Origin of the sequence: Paenibacillus sp. FSL K6-0108 (assembly GCF_045040695.1) — a bacterium.
GTDB classification, from domain to species: Bacteria; Bacillota; Bacilli; order Paenibacillales; family Paenibacillaceae; genus Paenibacillus; species Paenibacillus pabuli_B.
Window position 1 is genome coordinate 2,175,610 of the sequence record NZ_CP150288.1, and the last position, 16,931, is coordinate 2,192,540.

At 45.3% G+C, this 16,931-nt stretch carries 15 protein-coding genes; 13 read left to right on the forward strand and 2 right to left on the reverse strand.

Annotated elements, in window-relative coordinates:
- Positions 1-77 precede the first annotated feature (77 nt).
- The 9 genes from MHB49_RS10130 (at position 78) to MHB49_RS10170 (ending at position 10,627) form a co-directional block, all read left to right on the forward strand.
- Entirely contained in the window at positions 78-1,775 is a 1,698-nt protein-coding gene (locus MHB49_RS10130) for a S1C family serine protease (protein ID WP_405156028.1), read from the forward strand.
- Positions 1,776-1,968: 193 nt separating this feature from the next.
- The gene (locus MHB49_RS10135; RefSeq protein WP_109999564.1) at positions 1,969-2,658 is read left to right on the forward strand and encodes a response regulator transcription factor; all 690 of its coding nucleotides are present in this window, start codon (positions 1,969-1,971) and stop codon (positions 2,656-2,658) included.
- A gap of 1 nt (position 2,659) precedes the next feature.
- Complete coding sequence (locus tag MHB49_RS10140; protein ID WP_405156029.1) at positions 2,660-4,120, forward strand: sensor histidine kinase; 1,461 nt, start codon at positions 2,660-2,662, stop codon at positions 4,118-4,120.
- Between the two features lie 68 nt (positions 4,121-4,188).
- On the forward strand, positions 4,189-5,142 hold the full coding sequence (locus MHB49_RS10145; RefSeq protein ID WP_405156030.1) for a 4-hydroxy-3-methylbut-2-enyl diphosphate reductase: 954 nt from the start codon (positions 4,189-4,191) through the stop codon (positions 5,140-5,142).
- A 232-nt stretch (positions 5,143-5,374) separates the two neighbouring features.
- A complete protein-coding gene (aroF, locus tag MHB49_RS10150) occupies positions 5,375-6,439 on the forward strand; it encodes a 3-deoxy-7-phosphoheptulonate synthase (protein ID WP_405156031.1) in 1,065 nt (354 codons plus the stop codon).
- A gap of 414 nt (positions 6,440-6,853) precedes the next feature.
- A complete protein-coding gene (gene glnA / locus MHB49_RS10155; RefSeq protein ID WP_405156032.1) occupies positions 6,854-8,278 on the forward strand; it encodes a type I glutamate--ammonia ligase in 1,425 nt (474 codons plus the stop codon).
- A 233-nt stretch (positions 8,279-8,511) separates the two neighbouring features.
- Entirely contained in the window at positions 8,512-9,600 is a 1,089-nt protein-coding gene (gene serC / locus MHB49_RS10160; RefSeq protein ID WP_405156033.1) for a 3-phosphoserine/phosphohydroxythreonine transaminase, read from the forward strand.
- Between the two features lie 137 nt (positions 9,601-9,737).
- On the forward strand, positions 9,738-10,202 hold the full coding sequence (gene trmL / locus MHB49_RS10165; protein WP_247901698.1) for a tRNA (uridine(34)/cytosine(34)/5-carboxymethylaminomethyluridine(34)-2'-O)-methyltransferase TrmL: 465 nt from the start codon (positions 9,738-9,740) through the stop codon (positions 10,200-10,202).
- A 170-nt stretch (positions 10,203-10,372) separates the two neighbouring features.
- Complete coding sequence (locus MHB49_RS10170) at positions 10,373-10,627, forward strand: AbrB/MazE/SpoVT family DNA-binding domain-containing protein (RefSeq protein ID WP_024629045.1); 255 nt, start codon at positions 10,373-10,375, stop codon at positions 10,625-10,627.
- 116 nt (positions 10,628-10,743) lie between these two features.
- Here the strand turns inward: MHB49_RS10170 and MHB49_RS10175 are convergent, their stop codons facing one another.
- Entirely contained in the window at positions 10,744-11,175 is a 432-nt protein-coding gene (locus tag MHB49_RS10175) for a GNAT family N-acetyltransferase (protein WP_405156034.1), read from the reverse strand.
- The gene (locus MHB49_RS10180) at positions 11,172-12,089 is read right to left on the reverse strand and encodes a serine hydrolase domain-containing protein (RefSeq protein WP_405156035.1); all 918 of its coding nucleotides are present in this window, start codon (positions 12,087-12,089) and stop codon (positions 11,172-11,174) included. Before MHB49_RS10180 ends, MHB49_RS10175 begins: the two co-directional genes overlap by 4 nt.
- 471 nt (positions 12,090-12,560) lie before the next feature.
- Here MHB49_RS10180 and MHB49_RS10185 point away from each other — a divergent pair, with 471 nt between their 5' ends.
- The 4 genes from MHB49_RS10185 to MHB49_RS10200 are packed head-to-tail and all read left to right on the forward strand — an operon-like array spanning position 12,561 to position 16,870.
- Positions 12,561-13,325 (forward strand): alpha/beta hydrolase, encoded by a 765-nt coding sequence (locus MHB49_RS10185; protein WP_405156036.1) that lies wholly within the window; start codon positions 12,561-12,563, stop codon positions 13,323-13,325.
- Positions 13,326-13,336: 11 nt separating this feature from the next.
- The gene (locus MHB49_RS10190; protein WP_247901702.1) at positions 13,337-14,296 is read left to right on the forward strand and encodes a sugar ABC transporter permease; all 960 of its coding nucleotides are present in this window, start codon (positions 13,337-13,339) and stop codon (positions 14,294-14,296) included.
- A gap of 18 nt (positions 14,297-14,314) precedes the next feature.
- The gene (locus MHB49_RS10195) at positions 14,315-15,217 is read left to right on the forward strand and encodes a carbohydrate ABC transporter permease (protein ID WP_247901703.1); all 903 of its coding nucleotides are present in this window, start codon (positions 14,315-14,317) and stop codon (positions 15,215-15,217) included.
- Positions 15,218-15,271: 54 nt separating this feature from the next.
- Positions 15,272-16,870 carry an ABC transporter substrate-binding protein gene (locus tag MHB49_RS10200; RefSeq protein ID WP_405156037.1) on the forward strand — a complete coding sequence of 533 codons (1,599 nt, stop codon included), beginning with the start codon at positions 15,272-15,274 and terminating at the stop codon, positions 16,868-16,870.
- The last annotated feature ends 61 nt before the right edge of the window (positions 16,871-16,931 follow it).

The window sequence follows — 16,931 nt, forward strand, 5'->3', positions numbered from 1 at the left end:
CGGTTAAGGTTTAAAGTACAAAATAAGGACAGTTAAAGAATATCTCTTGCGAAGAAGAGATTGGGAGGTAGAGAGGCATGGACGAACGTAATTACAGAGCGAACCGTCATGACGAGGAAAATGAAACTAAACAAGCGGAAAATCGCAATTCATCCGGGACGGACGATTCCTCTTATTATTATTCTTATGGACCTTTTCAGTCCGTGAATCAAGAAGATACAGCGGGTTACAATGGGGACCAAAATCAACGTGAAGAAGGAAATGTAGAGATTACAAGACCCGATCCCGTGAAGCCCGTACCTACTTACTACAGTAATTACAATAACGACTCATCTGATCAAGCCAACACGTCCTCCAGAGGAGGCGGCGGCAATGGTTCAGGCGGTAACGGTGGAGATCAGGGGAACGGCGGCAAGAACAATGGCAATTGGAATTATAATAACCGTCGGCCACGTTCTTCCGTAAGATCGCTTTTGTTCTCTTTCATCGCCGGGATGCTGGTCATTACCGTGCTGATGTATACAGCAGACAGAACAAACATGTTTACACCACAGGAAGCGCTGACAAGTGCAGAAAATGAAAGCTCCAATCCGTCATCTACGCCTACCAATTCAGGCAGCAGCAATAACGTGACAGCGTCATTACTGCCAACGGGCAAAGAGGATGTATCCTCAGTCGTAACGAGTACAAGTCCGGCTGTCGTCAAAATCGAAACACTTGCCAAGCAGTCTACGCGCAGCAGCAGCCAGGGTGGTTCTACGCTGAGTGATCCATTGTACCAATACTTCTTTGGTAATGGAAGCAATGGCGGAACTGATAGCTACCAAGGCCAAAATAATCAGCAGCAACAACAAAGCAGCAATCAGTTGGTTCCACTCGGCATTGGCTCCGGATTTATTTTTGACAAAGAAGGTTACATTCTGACGAACCAACACGTGGTTCAGGGTGCAGATGTGATTCAGGTAACGCTGGAGAACAACAGCAAGCCTTATGAAGCGAAATTGCTGGGAAGCAGCTTTGACCTTGACCTTGCTGTATTGAAAATCGAGAAAAACAGTGGGGATGATGCGTTCCCTGTTGCTCCTCTGGGTGATTCCAACAGTACACAAGTTGGCGAATGGCTTGTAGCTATTGGTAACCCGGAAGGATTCGAACACACCGTTACTGCAGGTGTATTGAGTGCAAAAGAACGTACGATTAGCATTCCAGACGAAGAAACAGGCAAAACTCGTGAGTACAGCCACTTGTTACAAACGGATGCTTCCATCAATCCAGGTAACTCCGGTGGACCGCTGCTCAATCTGAATGGCGAAGTTATCGGTATGAACGTTGCCGTTAGTGCGGATGCACAGGGTATTGGGTTTGCCATTCCTTCGAGTGTAATCTCGGATGCGGTTAAATATCTGAAAGAAAACAAAGAAGTGCCCAAAGAGCCCGTACCGTTCATTGGTGCATCTCTGATGGCCCTTACGCCTGAAGTGGCTAAACAGATGGGGACAGATATCACTGAAGGTTCAGTTGTAGCCAGCACGATCTATCAATCTCCTGCTTACCAAGCAGACCTGCGTGCTTATGACATCATCACAGGTGCCAATGGTACGGCATACAGCACAAGCCAGGATTTGATTGATTTCATCAAGAAACAGAAAATCGGCAGTGAAGTAACACTGAATGTTGTTCGGGACGGCAAAAAAATGGATCTGAAAATCAAAATCGGCAACAAAAACGATTATGATACCACACAAACGACGGAACAACAGCAACAACAACCATAATGCCGAATTATGAGTTATAGAATAAGGTTAGAAGAGCGGAAGGGTTCGAGTGCCCTTTCGCTTTTTTTACCTTACATACGCTTGTACTCCAGCTAGGTGGACTTGAAAAGCAACAGGTGTTTGGAGAAGATGCAGATTGCGCTTTTGGCTGTTACAATAAGATTAAAACGTTAAGGGATAAAGGAGAAAGACCATGCGCTCAACTATTCTGATTGTTGATGATGATGAAAAAATCGTGTCCATGCTTCGGCGGGGACTTGCTTTTGAAGGATATGATGTACAGACAGCTTCGAATGGGGCAGAGGGCCTCAGTAAGCTGATGGATAAAGAGCCGGATATCGTGGTTCTTGATGTCATGATGCCGCAAATTGACGGGTTTGAAGTATGCCGCAGACTGAGAGAAGCGGGAAGTAAGGTACCCGTGCTGATGCTCACTGCCAAAGATGAAGTACAGAGCAGGGTAACCGGACTTGATACAGGTGCAGATGATTATTTGGTGAAGCCGTTTGCACTTGAAGAATTATTGGCTCGTGTCCGTGCGTTACTGCGTCGTAAAGCGGATATTGCAGACACGCCTGATAATCGTCTTATGTATGAGGATATTATTCTCGATAATGATTCTCGTGAGGTTTTGCGGGACGGTCAGCGTCTGGAACTGACTGCCAAGGAGTTCGAATTGCTGAATCTGTTCATGCAGAATCCGAAACGTGTGCTTTCCCGTGATCTGATTATGGATAAAATCTGGGGTTATGATTACAGTGGTGAGTCCAATGTGCTCGAAGTGTATATTGCCATGCTCAGACAAAAAACTGAAGAATACGGCGGCAAACGTTTGATCCAGACGATCCGGGGAGCCGGTTATATTTTGAGAGGTGACTCCTGACATGTCCATTCGGTTAAGATTAACCGCGTGGTATTCAGGCATCTTGGCAGCCGTGCTCATTTTTTGGGGAGTTGTGATCTACGCTTTTGTTTATTTTAATACGTATCAAGAAGTGGAACAGCAACTAAAAGATAAAAGTGAACGAATTACGAATCAGATTGGTGTCAATCCGCTTTCACAGTCGCTGGACCTGGACCCTTTTACGGAAAGCCAGCTTCAGGAAGCTCAGATCTACATCCAGTTATGGGATTACCAGAGCCGATCGGGTAAAATCTCAGGCAATATGGAGAAGCTTCAGATTCAATTTCCTGTTGTGAAATCCAATGAGATCCAGAAAAAACGTGGAATATCCAAGATCTATGTGAATGGGACCCCTTTCTTGGTGAATCAACAGCCCCTGTCTCTTCAGGGAACCAATGAAATAAGAGGGCTCCTTCAAGTCGGCGCCAATGTTAGTTCCCAGGAACGATTGCTGGAAGCTCTGCGAAATATTCTGGTTTTTGGCTGGCTTGTTGCAATGGCACTTGCCATTACTTCGGGGCTGATTCTGGCTCGCAAATCCATGCGTCCGCTCGTCAATGTGATTGATGCGGCCAATCAGATTCAGTCCGGGGATGACCTTAGTGTGCGTATTCAATACACGGGTCCTATGGATGAGATTGGACGTCTGATTGAAACAGTCAATAATATGCTTGAACGGACAGAGCTGTCATTCAGAGGGCTCGAGGAGACGAATAAAGCTCAGCGCAGATTTGTATCTGATGCCTCACATGAGCTGCGAACCCCGCTGACCACTATTCGTGGAAATGTCGATTTCCTCAAGAAGCTGTGGGATCAGGAGAGCACGGACAGACCGAATCTGGATGAAGAAACGGTGAAACAAATGTCGCTTGAAGCGATAGAGGATATGGCGGATGAAGGTAAACGGATGAGCAGGTTGATCAGTGACATGTTGTCATTGGCGAGAGCGGATACAGGACAGAAAATCGAGCTGAATCCGATTCCGTTGCAGATTCTGGTGCAGGAAGTGGCTCGCAGATCACAATTCCTTGACCACCAGGCAGAATGGCGTCCAGGCGATTTATCGATTCTGAACGGTATATATGTAAACGGCAGCAAGGACTATTTGCAGCAAATGTTGTTTATTTTTATCGAGAATGCCTTCAAGTACACTCCAGATGGCTCGGTCACGCTTGATGCAATACTTTATAAAGGTCAGGTAGGACTACGTATCAGTGATACGGGAATTGGAATGGATCGGGATGAAGTTCCATTTATCTTTGACCGGTTCTATCGGGCGGATGAGTCCCGCGGTGCCACACCAGGTATAGGTCTGGGACTGTCGATCGCCAAGTGGATCATTGAGGAACACCAGGGATCTGTCGAGGTTGTAACCAGACGTGGAGAAGGAACGACCTTTATCATTTGGCTGCCGGTTGTCTTTGCTCCGCCTATCGAATAAGGTTATAATAGACAGGACTGCAATTACATCGGCTATCTTTGCCGAGAAAGAAAGCGGGTGGCAACCAAGTGGAAGTACTGCGAATTTCGCCGCGGGGATATTGTTACGGAGTTGTGGATGCGATGGTGCTCGCGCGCCAGGCGGCACGCAATCTGGACCTACCACGGCCTATTTATATATTGGGTATGATTGTGCATAACCAACATGTGACGGACTCTTTTGAAGATGAGGGCATTATTACACTGGATGGACCGAACCGGATTGATATTTTGAGCCAGGTAGAGAGCGGAACAGTGATCTTTACAGCCCATGGTGTATCTCCGGAAGTGCGCAAGATGGCACGTGATAAAGGTCTGACTACGGTGGATGCAACTTGTCCGGATGTAACCAAAACCCATGACCTTATTCGGGAGAAGACGGCTGAAGGGTATGACATTATCTATATCGGGAAAAGGAACCACCCAGAGCCGGAAGGTGCGGTTGGTGTTGCACCTGATCATGTTCATCTGATCGAGAAGGAAGAGGAGATTGACGGACTGAACGTACCTCCTGGCAAAATTCTTATCACAAATCAGACAACGATGAGTCAATGGGACATTAAACACATTATGAGCCGTCTTCTGGAGAAGTATCCAGGCGCAGAGATTCATAATGAGATATGCTTGGCTACCCAAGTTCGTCAGGAAGCTGTTGCTGAGCAAGCAGGGCAGGCAGATCTGGTCATCGTTGTAGGTGATCCTCGCAGTAATAACTCCAACCGACTTGCACAAGTATCGGAGGAAATTGCGGGTGTAACGGCATATCGAGTATCAGATGTGGCAGAGATTCAGCAGGAATGGCTGCAAGGTGTGAATAAAGTGGCAGTTACTTCAGGTGCTTCTACGCCAACACCGATTACAAAGGAAGTCATTTTGTATCTGGAGCAGTATGAACATGATAAGCCGGAAACATGGGAAATCAAACGTACGGTGAATATGAGCAAGCTACTGCCTCCTGTAAGGGAAAAGACTCGTACGACGTAAACAAACATTAATATAAGAATCTTGCAGCACAGAGCCGAAATCCGGTGACTGACTGTAGGATTCTTTTTTTTGAGGGGGATAAGAGTTGGCTTGACTGAAAAGGGTGAATATGTTATATTTACTTTAGTGGTTAAAAGCTTAAAAGCGAACAAGCGTTTAAGTGAAGAAGAGTTTTGGGGATTAAATCAGACGCGCTTAAGGCGCTCTCATACAAGGAAGGATGGGATTTATAATGATCGTTATCGCAGGTAAAGCTACTCCGGAGGAACATATTCAGGATATCGTCGCTGCAATTGAAAAGGAAGGACTTCAGGTTCATATCTCGCGTGGAGAGGACCGCACCATCATTGGCCTTATTGGTAAAGTAGAGCCGAAAATGGCTGAACATCTCCGTCAAATGAAAGGCGTGGAGAATGTCGTCAAGATTTCGAAGTCCTACAAATTGGCAAGCCGGGATTTCCATCCTCAAGATACCGTGATCTCGATCAAAGGTGTAGATATTGGCGGGAAAGAACTCGTCGTTATGGGCGGACCTTGTGCAGTTGAATCAGCTGCACAGATTGATGAGATTGCCGGACTGGTTAAGGCTGCCGGCGGACAGGTGCTGCGCGGTGGTGCATTTAAGCCGCGTACAGGTCCGTACAGCTTCCAGGGAACGGGTGTTGAAGGTCTGATCATGATGGCTGAAGCAGGCAAGAAACATGACCTGCTGACGATTACAGAAGTCATGACGCCTGAATATGTGGATATCTGTGCCGAGTACGCAGACATTCTGCAAGTAGGTACACGTAATATGCAAAACTTCGATTTGTTACGTAAATTGGGTGAGTGTGGCAAACCGGTATTGCTGAAACGTGGCTTTAGTGCAACGTATGATGAGCTGTTGAATGCCGCTGAATACATTCTTGCGGGTGGCAACCCGAATGTAATGCTGTGTGAGCGTGGTATTCGTACATTCGAATCCTACACACGTAATACGCTCGATCTCTCGGCGATCCCTGTCCTGCAGTCTCTCAGTCATCTGCCAGTCATTTCGGACCCAAGTCATGGTACGGGTCGCCGTGAGCTGGTTGAACCGATGACGAAGGCTTCTGTTGCTGCTGGTGCTAACGGCCTAATTATCGAGATGCATACGGACCCGGATAACTCCATGACGGGTGACGGCGTACAGTCTCTGTTCCCTGACCAATTTGCCAACCTGCTTCAGGATCTGGAGAAATTGGCACCAATCGTGGGTAAAACATTTAATACAGCCAAGCAACCAGCGGATTTCTTTCCGGCTCGTGTAGGTGTATAATTGATCTTCATAGTATAGGGAATATATATCTTCCGGGCATTTGCCCTAGCTCCGTTCAATGAGAATGGAGCTAGGGCAAAATGTCCGGTTTTTGTGTTATTTAGAGCTTTGAACGCATTTATTAATCATAGGTGATAAGAAACATTTATGATGTAATGTTATTTCCATAATTTAGGGTAAATATACCCCTGCTTTACCGCATTAAACCAGTTAAATCTAGTTTATATACGTTGTTAAGTGAAGTAAGTAGGTTTATAAAATGTTAGCATAGCTTACATACTCGCAAAAAATACCTTACATAAGTATTGACGATGTCACATTTGGGATTTTATAATGACGACAGAAAAAAATTCGAATATGGACATTTTCTTAGCGGGGTTGTTTAATGTTCGGAATATTTGGGAGGACGAATACATGTCGGTTGAAAACGTATTGAAATCAATTCAAGAGAACAATATCGAGTGGGTAGATTTTCGTTTTGTAGATTTATCTGGTCGTGCGCATCACATTTCGTTACCAGCTTCGGCAGTTGACGCAGACACTTTTGTGAATGGAGTAGCCTTTGATGGTTCTTCTATTCCAGGTTTCCGCGGAATCGAAGAGTCCGATATGGTTATGATTCCAGATCCTGAATCAACTTATGTTGATCCGTTCACAGCACACCCTACATTGAATATTATGTGTGATATCTTCACTCCGGATGGCGAGCGTTATGAGCGTGATCCACGCGGTATTGCAGTGAAAGCGGAAGAGTTCCTGAAAGAAAGCGGAGTAGGTACAGCTGCATTCTTCGCACCTGAATCCGAGTTCTTCATCTTCGACGATGTACGTTATGAGAGCGGCACGAACAGCTCTTCCTATTTCGTAGATTCCGAAGAAGCTTCTTGGAACACCAACCGTAAGGAAGATGGCGGTAACCTGGGCTTCAAAGTTCGCACGAAAGGCGGATATGTTCCTGTAGCCCCAGTGGATACACAACAAGATATTCGTAGTGAAATGTGTCGCATTTTGGAAGAAGCGGGTCTCTCGATCGAGCGTCATCACCACGAAGTGGCGACAGCAGGTCAAGCCGAAATCAACTTCCGTTTTGATACGTTGAAGAAAACAGCAGATAACCTGCTTGTATACAAATACATCGTGCATAACACTGCACGTCAATATGGTAAAGTAGCAACATTCATGCCAAAACCACTGTTTGGTGATAATGGTAGCGGAATGCACGTTCACCAATCCATCTTCGATGGCGATTCCCCATTGTTCTATGACAAAACGGGATATGCAAACCTGAGCGAAATGGCTCTGCACTACATCGGAGGAATTCTGTACCACGCACCAGCTCTGATTGCTTTGACTAACCCTAGTACGAATTCATTCAAACGTCTCGTACCTGGTTATGAAGCACCGGTTAACCTGGTATACTCCAAAGGTAACCGTTCGGCAGCCGTACGTATTCCGGTTGCAGCTGTGACACCAAAAGGTTGTCGTATCGAGTTCCGTACACCAGACTCCACAGCTAACCCTTATCTGGCGTTCGCTGCAATGTTGATGGCGGGTCTGGATGGAATCAAACGCAAAATCAATCCAACTGAGCTTGGATATGGTCCGCTCGACAAAAACATCTATGATTTGTCTGATGCAGACAAAGAAAATATCCGCAGCGTACCAGCTTCCCTGGAAGAAGCGCTTGATGCTCTGCAAGCGGACAACGAATTCTTGACTGAAGGCGGCGTCTTCACAAAAGAATTCATCGAGAACTATATCAACCTCAAACGTGACGAAGCGAAAGCCGTAGCAATTCGCATTCATCCGCATGAGTACAGCCTCTACTTCGACTGTTAATCCGGTCGGAACAGAAACTGTTCCCAATGTAAAGCCTCCGGGACTCGCTCTCGGAGGCTTTTCCTTGAATTGAACGATGTAGTGCATTAACTTTGCAGGGTGATAAAGGAATTTGATAACCCTGATTCGCTGCTTCGGTGCTTATTGCCCTTGAAGCAGATAAGGAATACTGATATCATAGCGATAATATTCACTTCATATGTAAGCTACGGATGGAAAGGGCGGGGGATTTTGTGACAAAGAGAGCGTATAATTTTAATGCAGGACCTGCGGCATTGCCGCTTGAGGTTCTGGAGCGTGCTCAGGCAGAATTTGTTGATTTTCGGAATACAGGAATGTCGATTATGGAGATGTCTCACCGTGGAGCGGTGTACGAATCTGTACATAATGAAGCTCAGGAGCGTTTGTTGTCTCTGCTAGGGAATCCCAAGGGATACAAGGTCCTCTTCCTGCAGGGCGGAGCCAGCACTCAGTTCGCCATGCTGCCGATGAACCTGCTTGGGGAAGGGCAGACAGCCAGTTATGTCATGACAGGCAGCTGGGCGAAGAAGGCACTGTCTGAGGCGAAACTGATTGGGGAGACACAGGTCGCTGCATCTTCCGAAGCAGATAAATACATGAGATTGCCGGATGTGTCGAATCTTAGCTTACCGGATCGTACAGCTTATGTTCATTTGACTTCTAACGAAACGATTGAGGGAACGCAGTTCAAGTCATTCCCGGATACCGGTTCAGTTCCGCTTATTGCCGACATGTCAAGTGACATCTTCTGCAAACCGTTTGATTTGAATCAATTCGGCATGATCTACGCGGGTGCACAGAAGAACCTGGGCCCATCCGGAATTACGGTTGTTATCGCTCGCGAAGAACTGGTGAGTGAATCTCCAAAAACGATTCCGACCATGCTTCGTTACAGTACACATGTGGACAATAATTCTCTCTATAATACACCACCGTCCTTCTCCGTTTACATGGTGAATGAGGTTCTGAAATGGATCGAGGAACAAGGCGGATTGGCTGGAATCGAACAAAAGAACGTGAAGAAAGCAGAACTGCTCTATAACGCTATCGATTCCTCTGGAGACTTCTACCGTGGTTGTGTAGATCAGGCAGATCGTTCCTTGATGAATGTGACCTTCCGCTTGGCTAACGAGGATTTGGAGAAGCGGTTTATCAAGGCTTCCGAGCAAGAAGGTTTTGTAGGTCTGAAAGGGCATCGTAGTGTGGGTGGCCTGCGTGCTTCCATTTACAATGCTGCTCCATATGAAAGTGTTAAAGCACTTACGGACTTCATGAGCCACTTCCAGAAGACAAATGGTTAAAGAAACTGGCAGGAAGTTATGAATGCAAGCACTCATACTTGTGTTTTACCAGAGCCTTCCACATTGACGTGTGGAGGGCTTTTCTTTAAGATTAGAGAATTGTCATCTACATGAAATGAAAAGGAGATTGAACACATATGGCTTTACATATCGTTCTGGTTGAACCGGAGATTCCAGCAAATACGGGCAATATTTCCCGTACATGTGCAGCTACTGGCACACATTTGCATCTCGTGCGTCCACTCGGATTCCGTACGGATGATGCCACACTGAAACGTGCGGGTCTGGATTACTGGCATGCCGTTCATATTGAATATCATGATTCGTTTTCCGAAGTTCAGGAAAAGTATCCTGAAGGGCGTTTTTTCTACGCAACCACGAAGGCGAAAAATCGCTATAGTGATTTTAATTTTCAGGATGGAGACTTCCTGGTGTTTGGTAAAGAGACAAAAGGCCTTCCTCCGGAATTGATAGCTGCTAACCCGGAAACTTGTATGAGAATGCCGATGACAGGTGACGTCAGATCATTAAACTTGTCCAACTCAGCAGCAATTATTGTGTATGAGGCATTGCGTCAACTTCAATTCCCGGGTCTGGATTAATCCTATTCGCGCATAAGTGACGGTTAGAATTCGCTAAAAAAACATTTTTCAAAAAAAAGGACAAAAAATGTTTATTTCCAGCAGGATTCGACAAAATGTTGGCGAATTAATAAACATAGTACAAATGTACCTAGAAATTTAGAGTAAGATAGGAGAGGTGTGCCGTAGCTATGAAGCCAGCTGGAGTCGTTCGCAAAGTTGACCAATTGGGTAGGATCGTATTGCCTAAATCTTTGCGTAAAAGGTATCAAATGAATGAGGGAGATCCTGTAGAGATCTTAGTACAAGGGGACCATATCATTCTGGAGAGATACCGTCCAAAATGTATTTTTTGTGGATCGATGGAAGAAGTCAATGAGTTCAAAGAGCGTTACATATGCGCACAATGTTTAGATGAAATGACCCAGCTTCCACAGCACGGGTAAACAAAATAAAAAGTATCATGACCTCTGATGGCCATGATACTTTTTTTGTGTGGGTAGAATATATCCACAACCACATCCACTTCCACTTCTATCATACAGGAAGAAGCAAATGGGATTCAGCTGTTAGTGTCATACTCCATCACCCAATATTTTTCTCCGGGGTTGCCTTCTTCAATGACTTTTTTCCAACCATTGCGTTCGTAAAAACCAATCGCTTTATGGTTGTCCGATACACATTTCAATCGAATAGGCTGATGCATAAGTGAAATTGATGCTTCAAGTAAGCGTGAGCCTGTACCCCCGCCGATAAAACTGGGATGAATAAACAGAAGGTGGATAAAGTTGTCGGGAAGATAAAGCGAAGCGAAGCCGAGAAGCTGTCCATCTTCATTTTCAGCCACGATGATATGCTCATCCACCGTATCCGAGTCAAAATCCTGCAAGGACATGTTTTCCGGATGTGCCCAGTGGAAGCGAGCGTGTCGCGATTCAAGATAGATGTTTCTTAAATCCGGGTAATCTGTAACAACTGCTGTTCGAATATTCAAATATTTCCCTCCAGAATAGGCAATATATCCAACCATACATTGTCAAGAATGGCCTGCATATTTTGTTCATCACTATTGATGGCAACGACGGACTCGAGCGTTGGTAGGACAACGCATAGTTGACCATTGGCGCCGTCAGCACGGTAAGCGTTATGGGAACATCTCCAGAATTGATAACCATAACCTTGTCCCCAATCGCCTTCTCCTGACGTAGGGATCTGCTGGGTTGTCGCCAATTGGATCCATTCCGCAGGAATGAGCTGCTTGCCGTTCCAGCGGCCCTCCTGAAGCAATAATTGACCAAATCGGCCTAATTCTTCGTTAGTGAGTTGCAGGCCCGCACAACCCAATGTAATACCTAAGGGAGAAGTCTCCCACTCTACATTTGAAATATCTAGTGGCTCGAATAGCCGTGGAATGAGATAGTCCCTGACAGTTTGACCAGCGGCAGCCTGGAACATGGCAGAGATCATAAACGTATCTGCACTGCTGTATGTAAACGTTTCACCAGGAACTCTGTCTAAAGGAAGGGACATGTAATATTTAGCCCAATCTTTCTCAGGAAGGGTAGCTCGCTCTTCTGCCCATAACACGGGTACGTCATGCCCTGATGACATTCGCAGCAAATCGTACAGGGTGAGATCCGCAGGAGGGAAGGCTGTTAAATGAGAAGCAGGGGTTGGTGATGTAAAATAGTCCCCTAGTCTGGATTCAAGTGTAAGTGTGCCCTCATCCAAAGCCAGTCCAATCGCCATACAGGTAAAGGATTTGCTGACGGAATGCTGTAAACGGCGCATATCGCTGGTGCGATCCCATGCTCCAATTGTAATTCCTTTCTGCAATACACGAACAGAATGTACGTTTAATTGCTGCTCATTAATATGATGAACAAAAGAATCTATAATACTCGACATCGTAACATCCTTTCTAAAAAAAAGAAGAATTATATTTTTTGATGTTGGTGAAACGTTTCCGTTATCTGGATCAAAAATTAGAACTTATGTTAGTACAAACTTGGTTAGATGTCAATGAAGAAGTGCAAACGGTTACTTATAAGATATTGTTTTACATTAAAAGTGCCTTTTGACGCAAATTTTATCACGAAAAATCAGTTTTTTGAGAAAAAAGCGCGAAATTTGTAAAAAGGTTATTGACAGGCTTTGCTCTTCGGGATTATGATTTATTCGAAACGATTCGAAGAAATCGCTTCCACGTAAAAAGTGTTGTAATCAAGTCCAAGTAAATCAACGTTGGCTATGTTTTGAAACGATTCGAGAGAATCGTTTCGATAACCAAGCGAAATACGGGGGAATCACTGGAAGTTGCAACAAAAAGGCAGAGAAACAGAAACTACAGACAGCAGCCGACGATGAGAGGGGTTACATATGGCGCATATAACGATCGAAACCGGATCGCCTACGTTATGCATGAATACAAGCATACATGTAGTGTCCAGTGACTCCGGAGACACTTCAGGCGGTACGCTATATTTGCTGCATGGGGCAGGCGATAATGCAAGTACATGGCAACGTTTGACTACAATTGAAATGTACGCGCAACAATATGGCTGTACCATCATTATGCCGGAAGCGAACCGAAGCTATTACACCGATATGGAATACGGCCTGAATTACTTCCATTACATCACTCAGGAGCTGCCTGAATTCTGCGGGCGACAGCTCAATCTGAATACAGACCCGGCAAAGACTTACGTCGCCGGTCTATCCATGGGTGGGTACGGTGCATTGAAATGTGCACTGACATATCCCGATAGGTATCGCAAGGTGGTGTCCTTATCAGGTGTAACCGATATTCAGACCCGGCTTCATGATCCGGAGATGCCACCAGGCATGGTCAAGGAAATGAAAGCGGTTTTTGGAGAACGGTTACAGGTAAAACCCGATCAGGACCTGTACGCACTGTCTGCAAGGCTGTTGAAGCAAGGTGGAAATTTACCGGATATTCTGAGTTGTTGCGGAGATATTGATCCTTTTGTGGATATGAACCGCAAATTCGCTGAATACATGCAGGAAACAGACTTTGAGTTTCGGTATGTGGAGACGCCAGGAACTCATGAATGGAGATTCTGGGAGCACCACCTGAGAACCATGTTTGATTTTCTGCATAACGACAAGACCAAAGTAGAGTGAGGAGATGCAATTTGAAACCTGCAGCCGAAGGACCTAGCAAAAAGCTGAAGGGAAACTTGAAAGGCAATTCGCTCTGGAGTGAAATCTGGAAGCACAGAATGACGTACACCCTGCTTGTTCCAGGACTCGTCTGGTTAATTCTGTTTGCCTACATGCCAATGGGCGGCCTGTCTCTTGCGTTTAAAGATTACAAGGCGAACCTGGGAATATGGGGAAGCCCATGGAGCGGATTTGAGAATTTTAAATACGTTTTCCGTGATCCAACCTTTATTGACGCAGTATGGCGCACGCTGTACATCAACATTCTAAAACTGATTATTCAGTTCCCGTTCCCAATCATTCTGGCCTTGTTGCTGAATGAGTTGCGGATGCGCAGAGGGAAAAAGTGGTTCCAGACCATTCTTACGTTCCCTCACTTCCTTTCATGGATCATCGTATCCGGGGTAGTTATCAACGTCCTGGCTTATGATGGGCTTGTAAACAGTGCACTTGGTTTGCTTGGATTGCCAACGATTAACTTCCTGGGTTCTGAGTCCAACTTTGTACCGATGCTGCTGTTGACGGATATTTGGAAATCAAGCGGATGGGGTGCGATTATCTTCCTGGCTGCTATTTCCGGTATCGACCAGGACCAGTATGAATCAGCACAGATTGACGGGGCTTCCCGTATGCAGCAGATGTTCCGGATTACATTGCCCAACATTCTTCCAACAATCACTGTTATGTTCATTCTGTCGGTTGGTGGATTGATGTCCTCCGGTTTCGACCAGATCTTTAACTTGGCGAATGCCGCAACCAAAAATGTATCGGAAGTATTGGATGTATACATCTATCGGATTACGTTCCAGTCTTCAACGGACTTCTCATTCTCGACAGCGGTCAGCTTGTTCCGTTCCCTCGTGAATATGGTCTTGCTGCTTCTCGCAGACAGATTTGCCAAGTGGCTTGGCGGAGACGGTTTGTTCCGATAAGAGAGGAGGGGAAATGAAATGAGCAAGAAAGCTAATAAAAAGCCAAGAATTGGTACAGAAAAAATGACACTTATCGACTACATCATCTTCGCCATATTACTTGTGCTTGCCCTGATGATTCTAATTCCATTCTGGAATGTCATCATGATCTCGTTCGCAACTCAAAAAGAATATGCTGATAATCCATTTTTGATGTTCCCTAAAGAATGGACGTTGGATTCCTATAAGGCGTTGTTCGCTGACGGAACAATTCTGTCGGGGTACAAAAATACTATTATTTTGCTAGTCATCGGCTTGCCACTCAGCTTGTTCCTGACAACAAGCATGGCATATGGCCTTAGTCGCAACAAATTTCCGTTCAAGAAATTTCTCTTTTTCCTGGTACTGTTCACCATGATCTTCAATGGTGGTATCGTACCGCTGTACCTGATCATGAAATCACTTCACCTTACAGGTACGCTGTGGTCCGTTATCCTTGCAGGAAGTTTCAGTGCTTTCAACATGATTCTGATGATGAACTACTTCTATACCTTGCCTGAGTCGCTTATGGAATCCGCGAGATTGGATGGAGCAGGAGAGTGGAGAATTCTGTTCTCAGTTGTTCTTCCGCTGGCTACACCAATTATGGCTACAATCACGTTGTTCTACGGTGTGGCGTACTGGAACAGTTGGTACGATGCGATGATATTCCTGCGAAAAGCGGATCAGTTGCCGCTCCAGAATGTACTCAGAAACATTATCGTCACATCGCAGACGAACGCATCCAATGCATCCAGTGTGGATGCTGCCCAAGCAAGCAATTTCTCCATGGGTATGAAGATGGCTGCCGTATTTGTCACCATGGTACCAATTATGTGTTTCTTCCCAATGCTGCAAAAACACTTTGCCAAAGGGGTATTGACAGGGGCTATCAAGACCTGATTATACGTATAGGATTTTGCATTAAAATTCTACTAAAAAACATGGGGGTAAAACATGAAAACGAACAAAAAGTTGTCAGTACGAGCTCTCTTTGCCATCACGCTTAGTGTAGTTATGCTGATGGTGACCGCTTGTTCCAGCCAAGGAGCTTCAGGTGGTAACGAAAAAGATGCAGAGGGAAATTACAAAGATAACCTGACCATCTCTGTAGCTAACCTGACAGAAATTAAAAACGGGAACTTGGATAATGACTTCCACAAGTTCTGGACAGACAAGTTCAATGTAACCTGGGATTACAACTATATCGATTGGGATTCATGGGGCGAGAAGCTTCGTCTGTGGATCAACTCTGGCGATTTGCCGGATGTAGCGGTATGGAACTACGTGCATGGCGATGCCATGAACAGTATTGATCAAGGCCTGTTCTACAAATTCCCGGATGACTGGAAAGAACGCTGGCCTAACGTGGCAGCAGCCTACAAGTTGACCGGTCTTGGAGACAAGCTGGAAGAACTGACAGGTGGAACATACGTCCTGCCAAGACCAATCTATTTCGAGAACAAACCTGCTGACCCATTGACGAACCAAATTGGTGTTATTGCGCTTCGTAAAGACTGGGCTGAAGCGGTTGGTTTCGAACTGAAAGATGCATATACAACATCAGAACTGAATGAATACGCTGAGCTTGTAAAAGAAAAAGATCCAGGCAAAGTGGGCAACAAACTTGTACCTTTGTCCTACAACGCGGCAGATGCCATGACAAATATCATTATGCCGAACAGTGTGCATGCCATGACGGACTCTCCATTCTATAAAGGAGAAGATGGCCAATTCCACTGGGGACCAGCAGATCCTGAAACTTTGACAGGACTTAAATTGATGCAAAAAGCCTACAAAGATGGCTTGCTCAATCCTGAGTTCTACACATGGAAAAACAATGAAGGTCAAAACAACTTTAAAGTAACAGGTACAGCTGCAGTAACAAGTCTGGGTGGACTGGCTTCGTACAGACAAGGTCTGGATTCCGATATGAGAAAGAATCTGGGTGTAGATAGTGATGATCTGGTACACACAGCAATCGTATTGGGCGATGACGGGAAATACCGCAACATGGAGCAAGCCAACTTCTGGTCTGCATTGATCTTCAATCCAGACATCAGTGACGAGAAATTCGAACGGATCATGGATCTGATTGACTACTCAACTACCAAAGAAGGACAATTGCTCATCAACATGGGCTTTGAAGGAACAGATTGGAAATATGATGAAAACAACGAACTGGTTAGCTTGCTGCCAGAAGGAACAGTTCTGGAAGACAAATACCCAGCACGCTTCGAAGGTCTGTATCTTCTGGGTGACGACTTCAGTGTTGTAAACCCTGCAATTAAAAAGGATTACCGTGATAGAGCTGTGAAGCTGTTCGAGGAAAAAGCAAAACTCGGTACAGAAGGTCAATCACTCGCAGCATACGACTGGGATGTCAATCTGTACGATTCCAAAGCTAAAAGTCAGGCTTCATTCGACTACCAGAATGAATATGCCAACTTGATCCTCAAAAGTGGAGATCTTGAAGCGAACTGGAAAGAATGGGTGAACAGTAAGATGTCCCTGGTTCAACCATATCTGGATGAACTGAACGAAAAATTTAAGTAATCATTCAGTTAGCAAGATGGAACATGACAGAGTGTATTCTGTCAGTCTCATCCAATTTGAA

Coding starts and splice junctions, on each gene's coding strand:
- MHB49_RS10130 (WP_405156028.1), top strand. CDS start 78: ATGGACGAACGTAATTACAGAGCGAACCGTCATGACGAGGAAAATGAA.
- MHB49_RS10135 (WP_109999564.1), top strand. CDS start 1,969: ATGCGCTCAACTATTCTGATTGTTGATGATGATGAAAAAATCGTGTCC.
- MHB49_RS10140 (WP_405156029.1), top strand. CDS start 2,660: ATGTCCATTCGGTTAAGATTAACCGCGTGGTATTCAGGCATCTTGGCA.
- aroF (WP_405156031.1), top strand. CDS start 5,375: ATGATCGTTATCGCAGGTAAAGCTACTCCGGAGGAACATATTCAGGAT.
- glnA (WP_405156032.1), top strand. CDS start 6,854: ATGTCGGTTGAAAACGTATTGAAATCAATTCAAGAGAACAATATCGAG.
- trmL (WP_247901698.1), top strand. CDS start 9,738: ATGGCTTTACATATCGTTCTGGTTGAACCGGAGATTCCAGCAAATACG.
- MHB49_RS10170 (WP_024629045.1), top strand. CDS start 10,373: ATGAAGCCAGCTGGAGTCGTTCGCAAAGTTGACCAATTGGGTAGGATC.
- MHB49_RS10180 (WP_405156035.1), bottom strand. CDS start 12,089: ATGTCGAGTATTATAGATTCTTTTGTTCATCATATTAATGAGCAGCAA.
- MHB49_RS10185 (WP_405156036.1), top strand. CDS start 12,561: ATGGCGCATATAACGATCGAAACCGGATCGCCTACGTTATGCATGAAT.
- MHB49_RS10195 (WP_247901703.1), top strand. CDS start 14,315: ATGAGCAAGAAAGCTAATAAAAAGCCAAGAATTGGTACAGAAAAAATG.
- MHB49_RS10200 (WP_405156037.1), top strand. CDS start 15,272: ATGAAAACGAACAAAAAGTTGTCAGTACGAGCTCTCTTTGCCATCACG.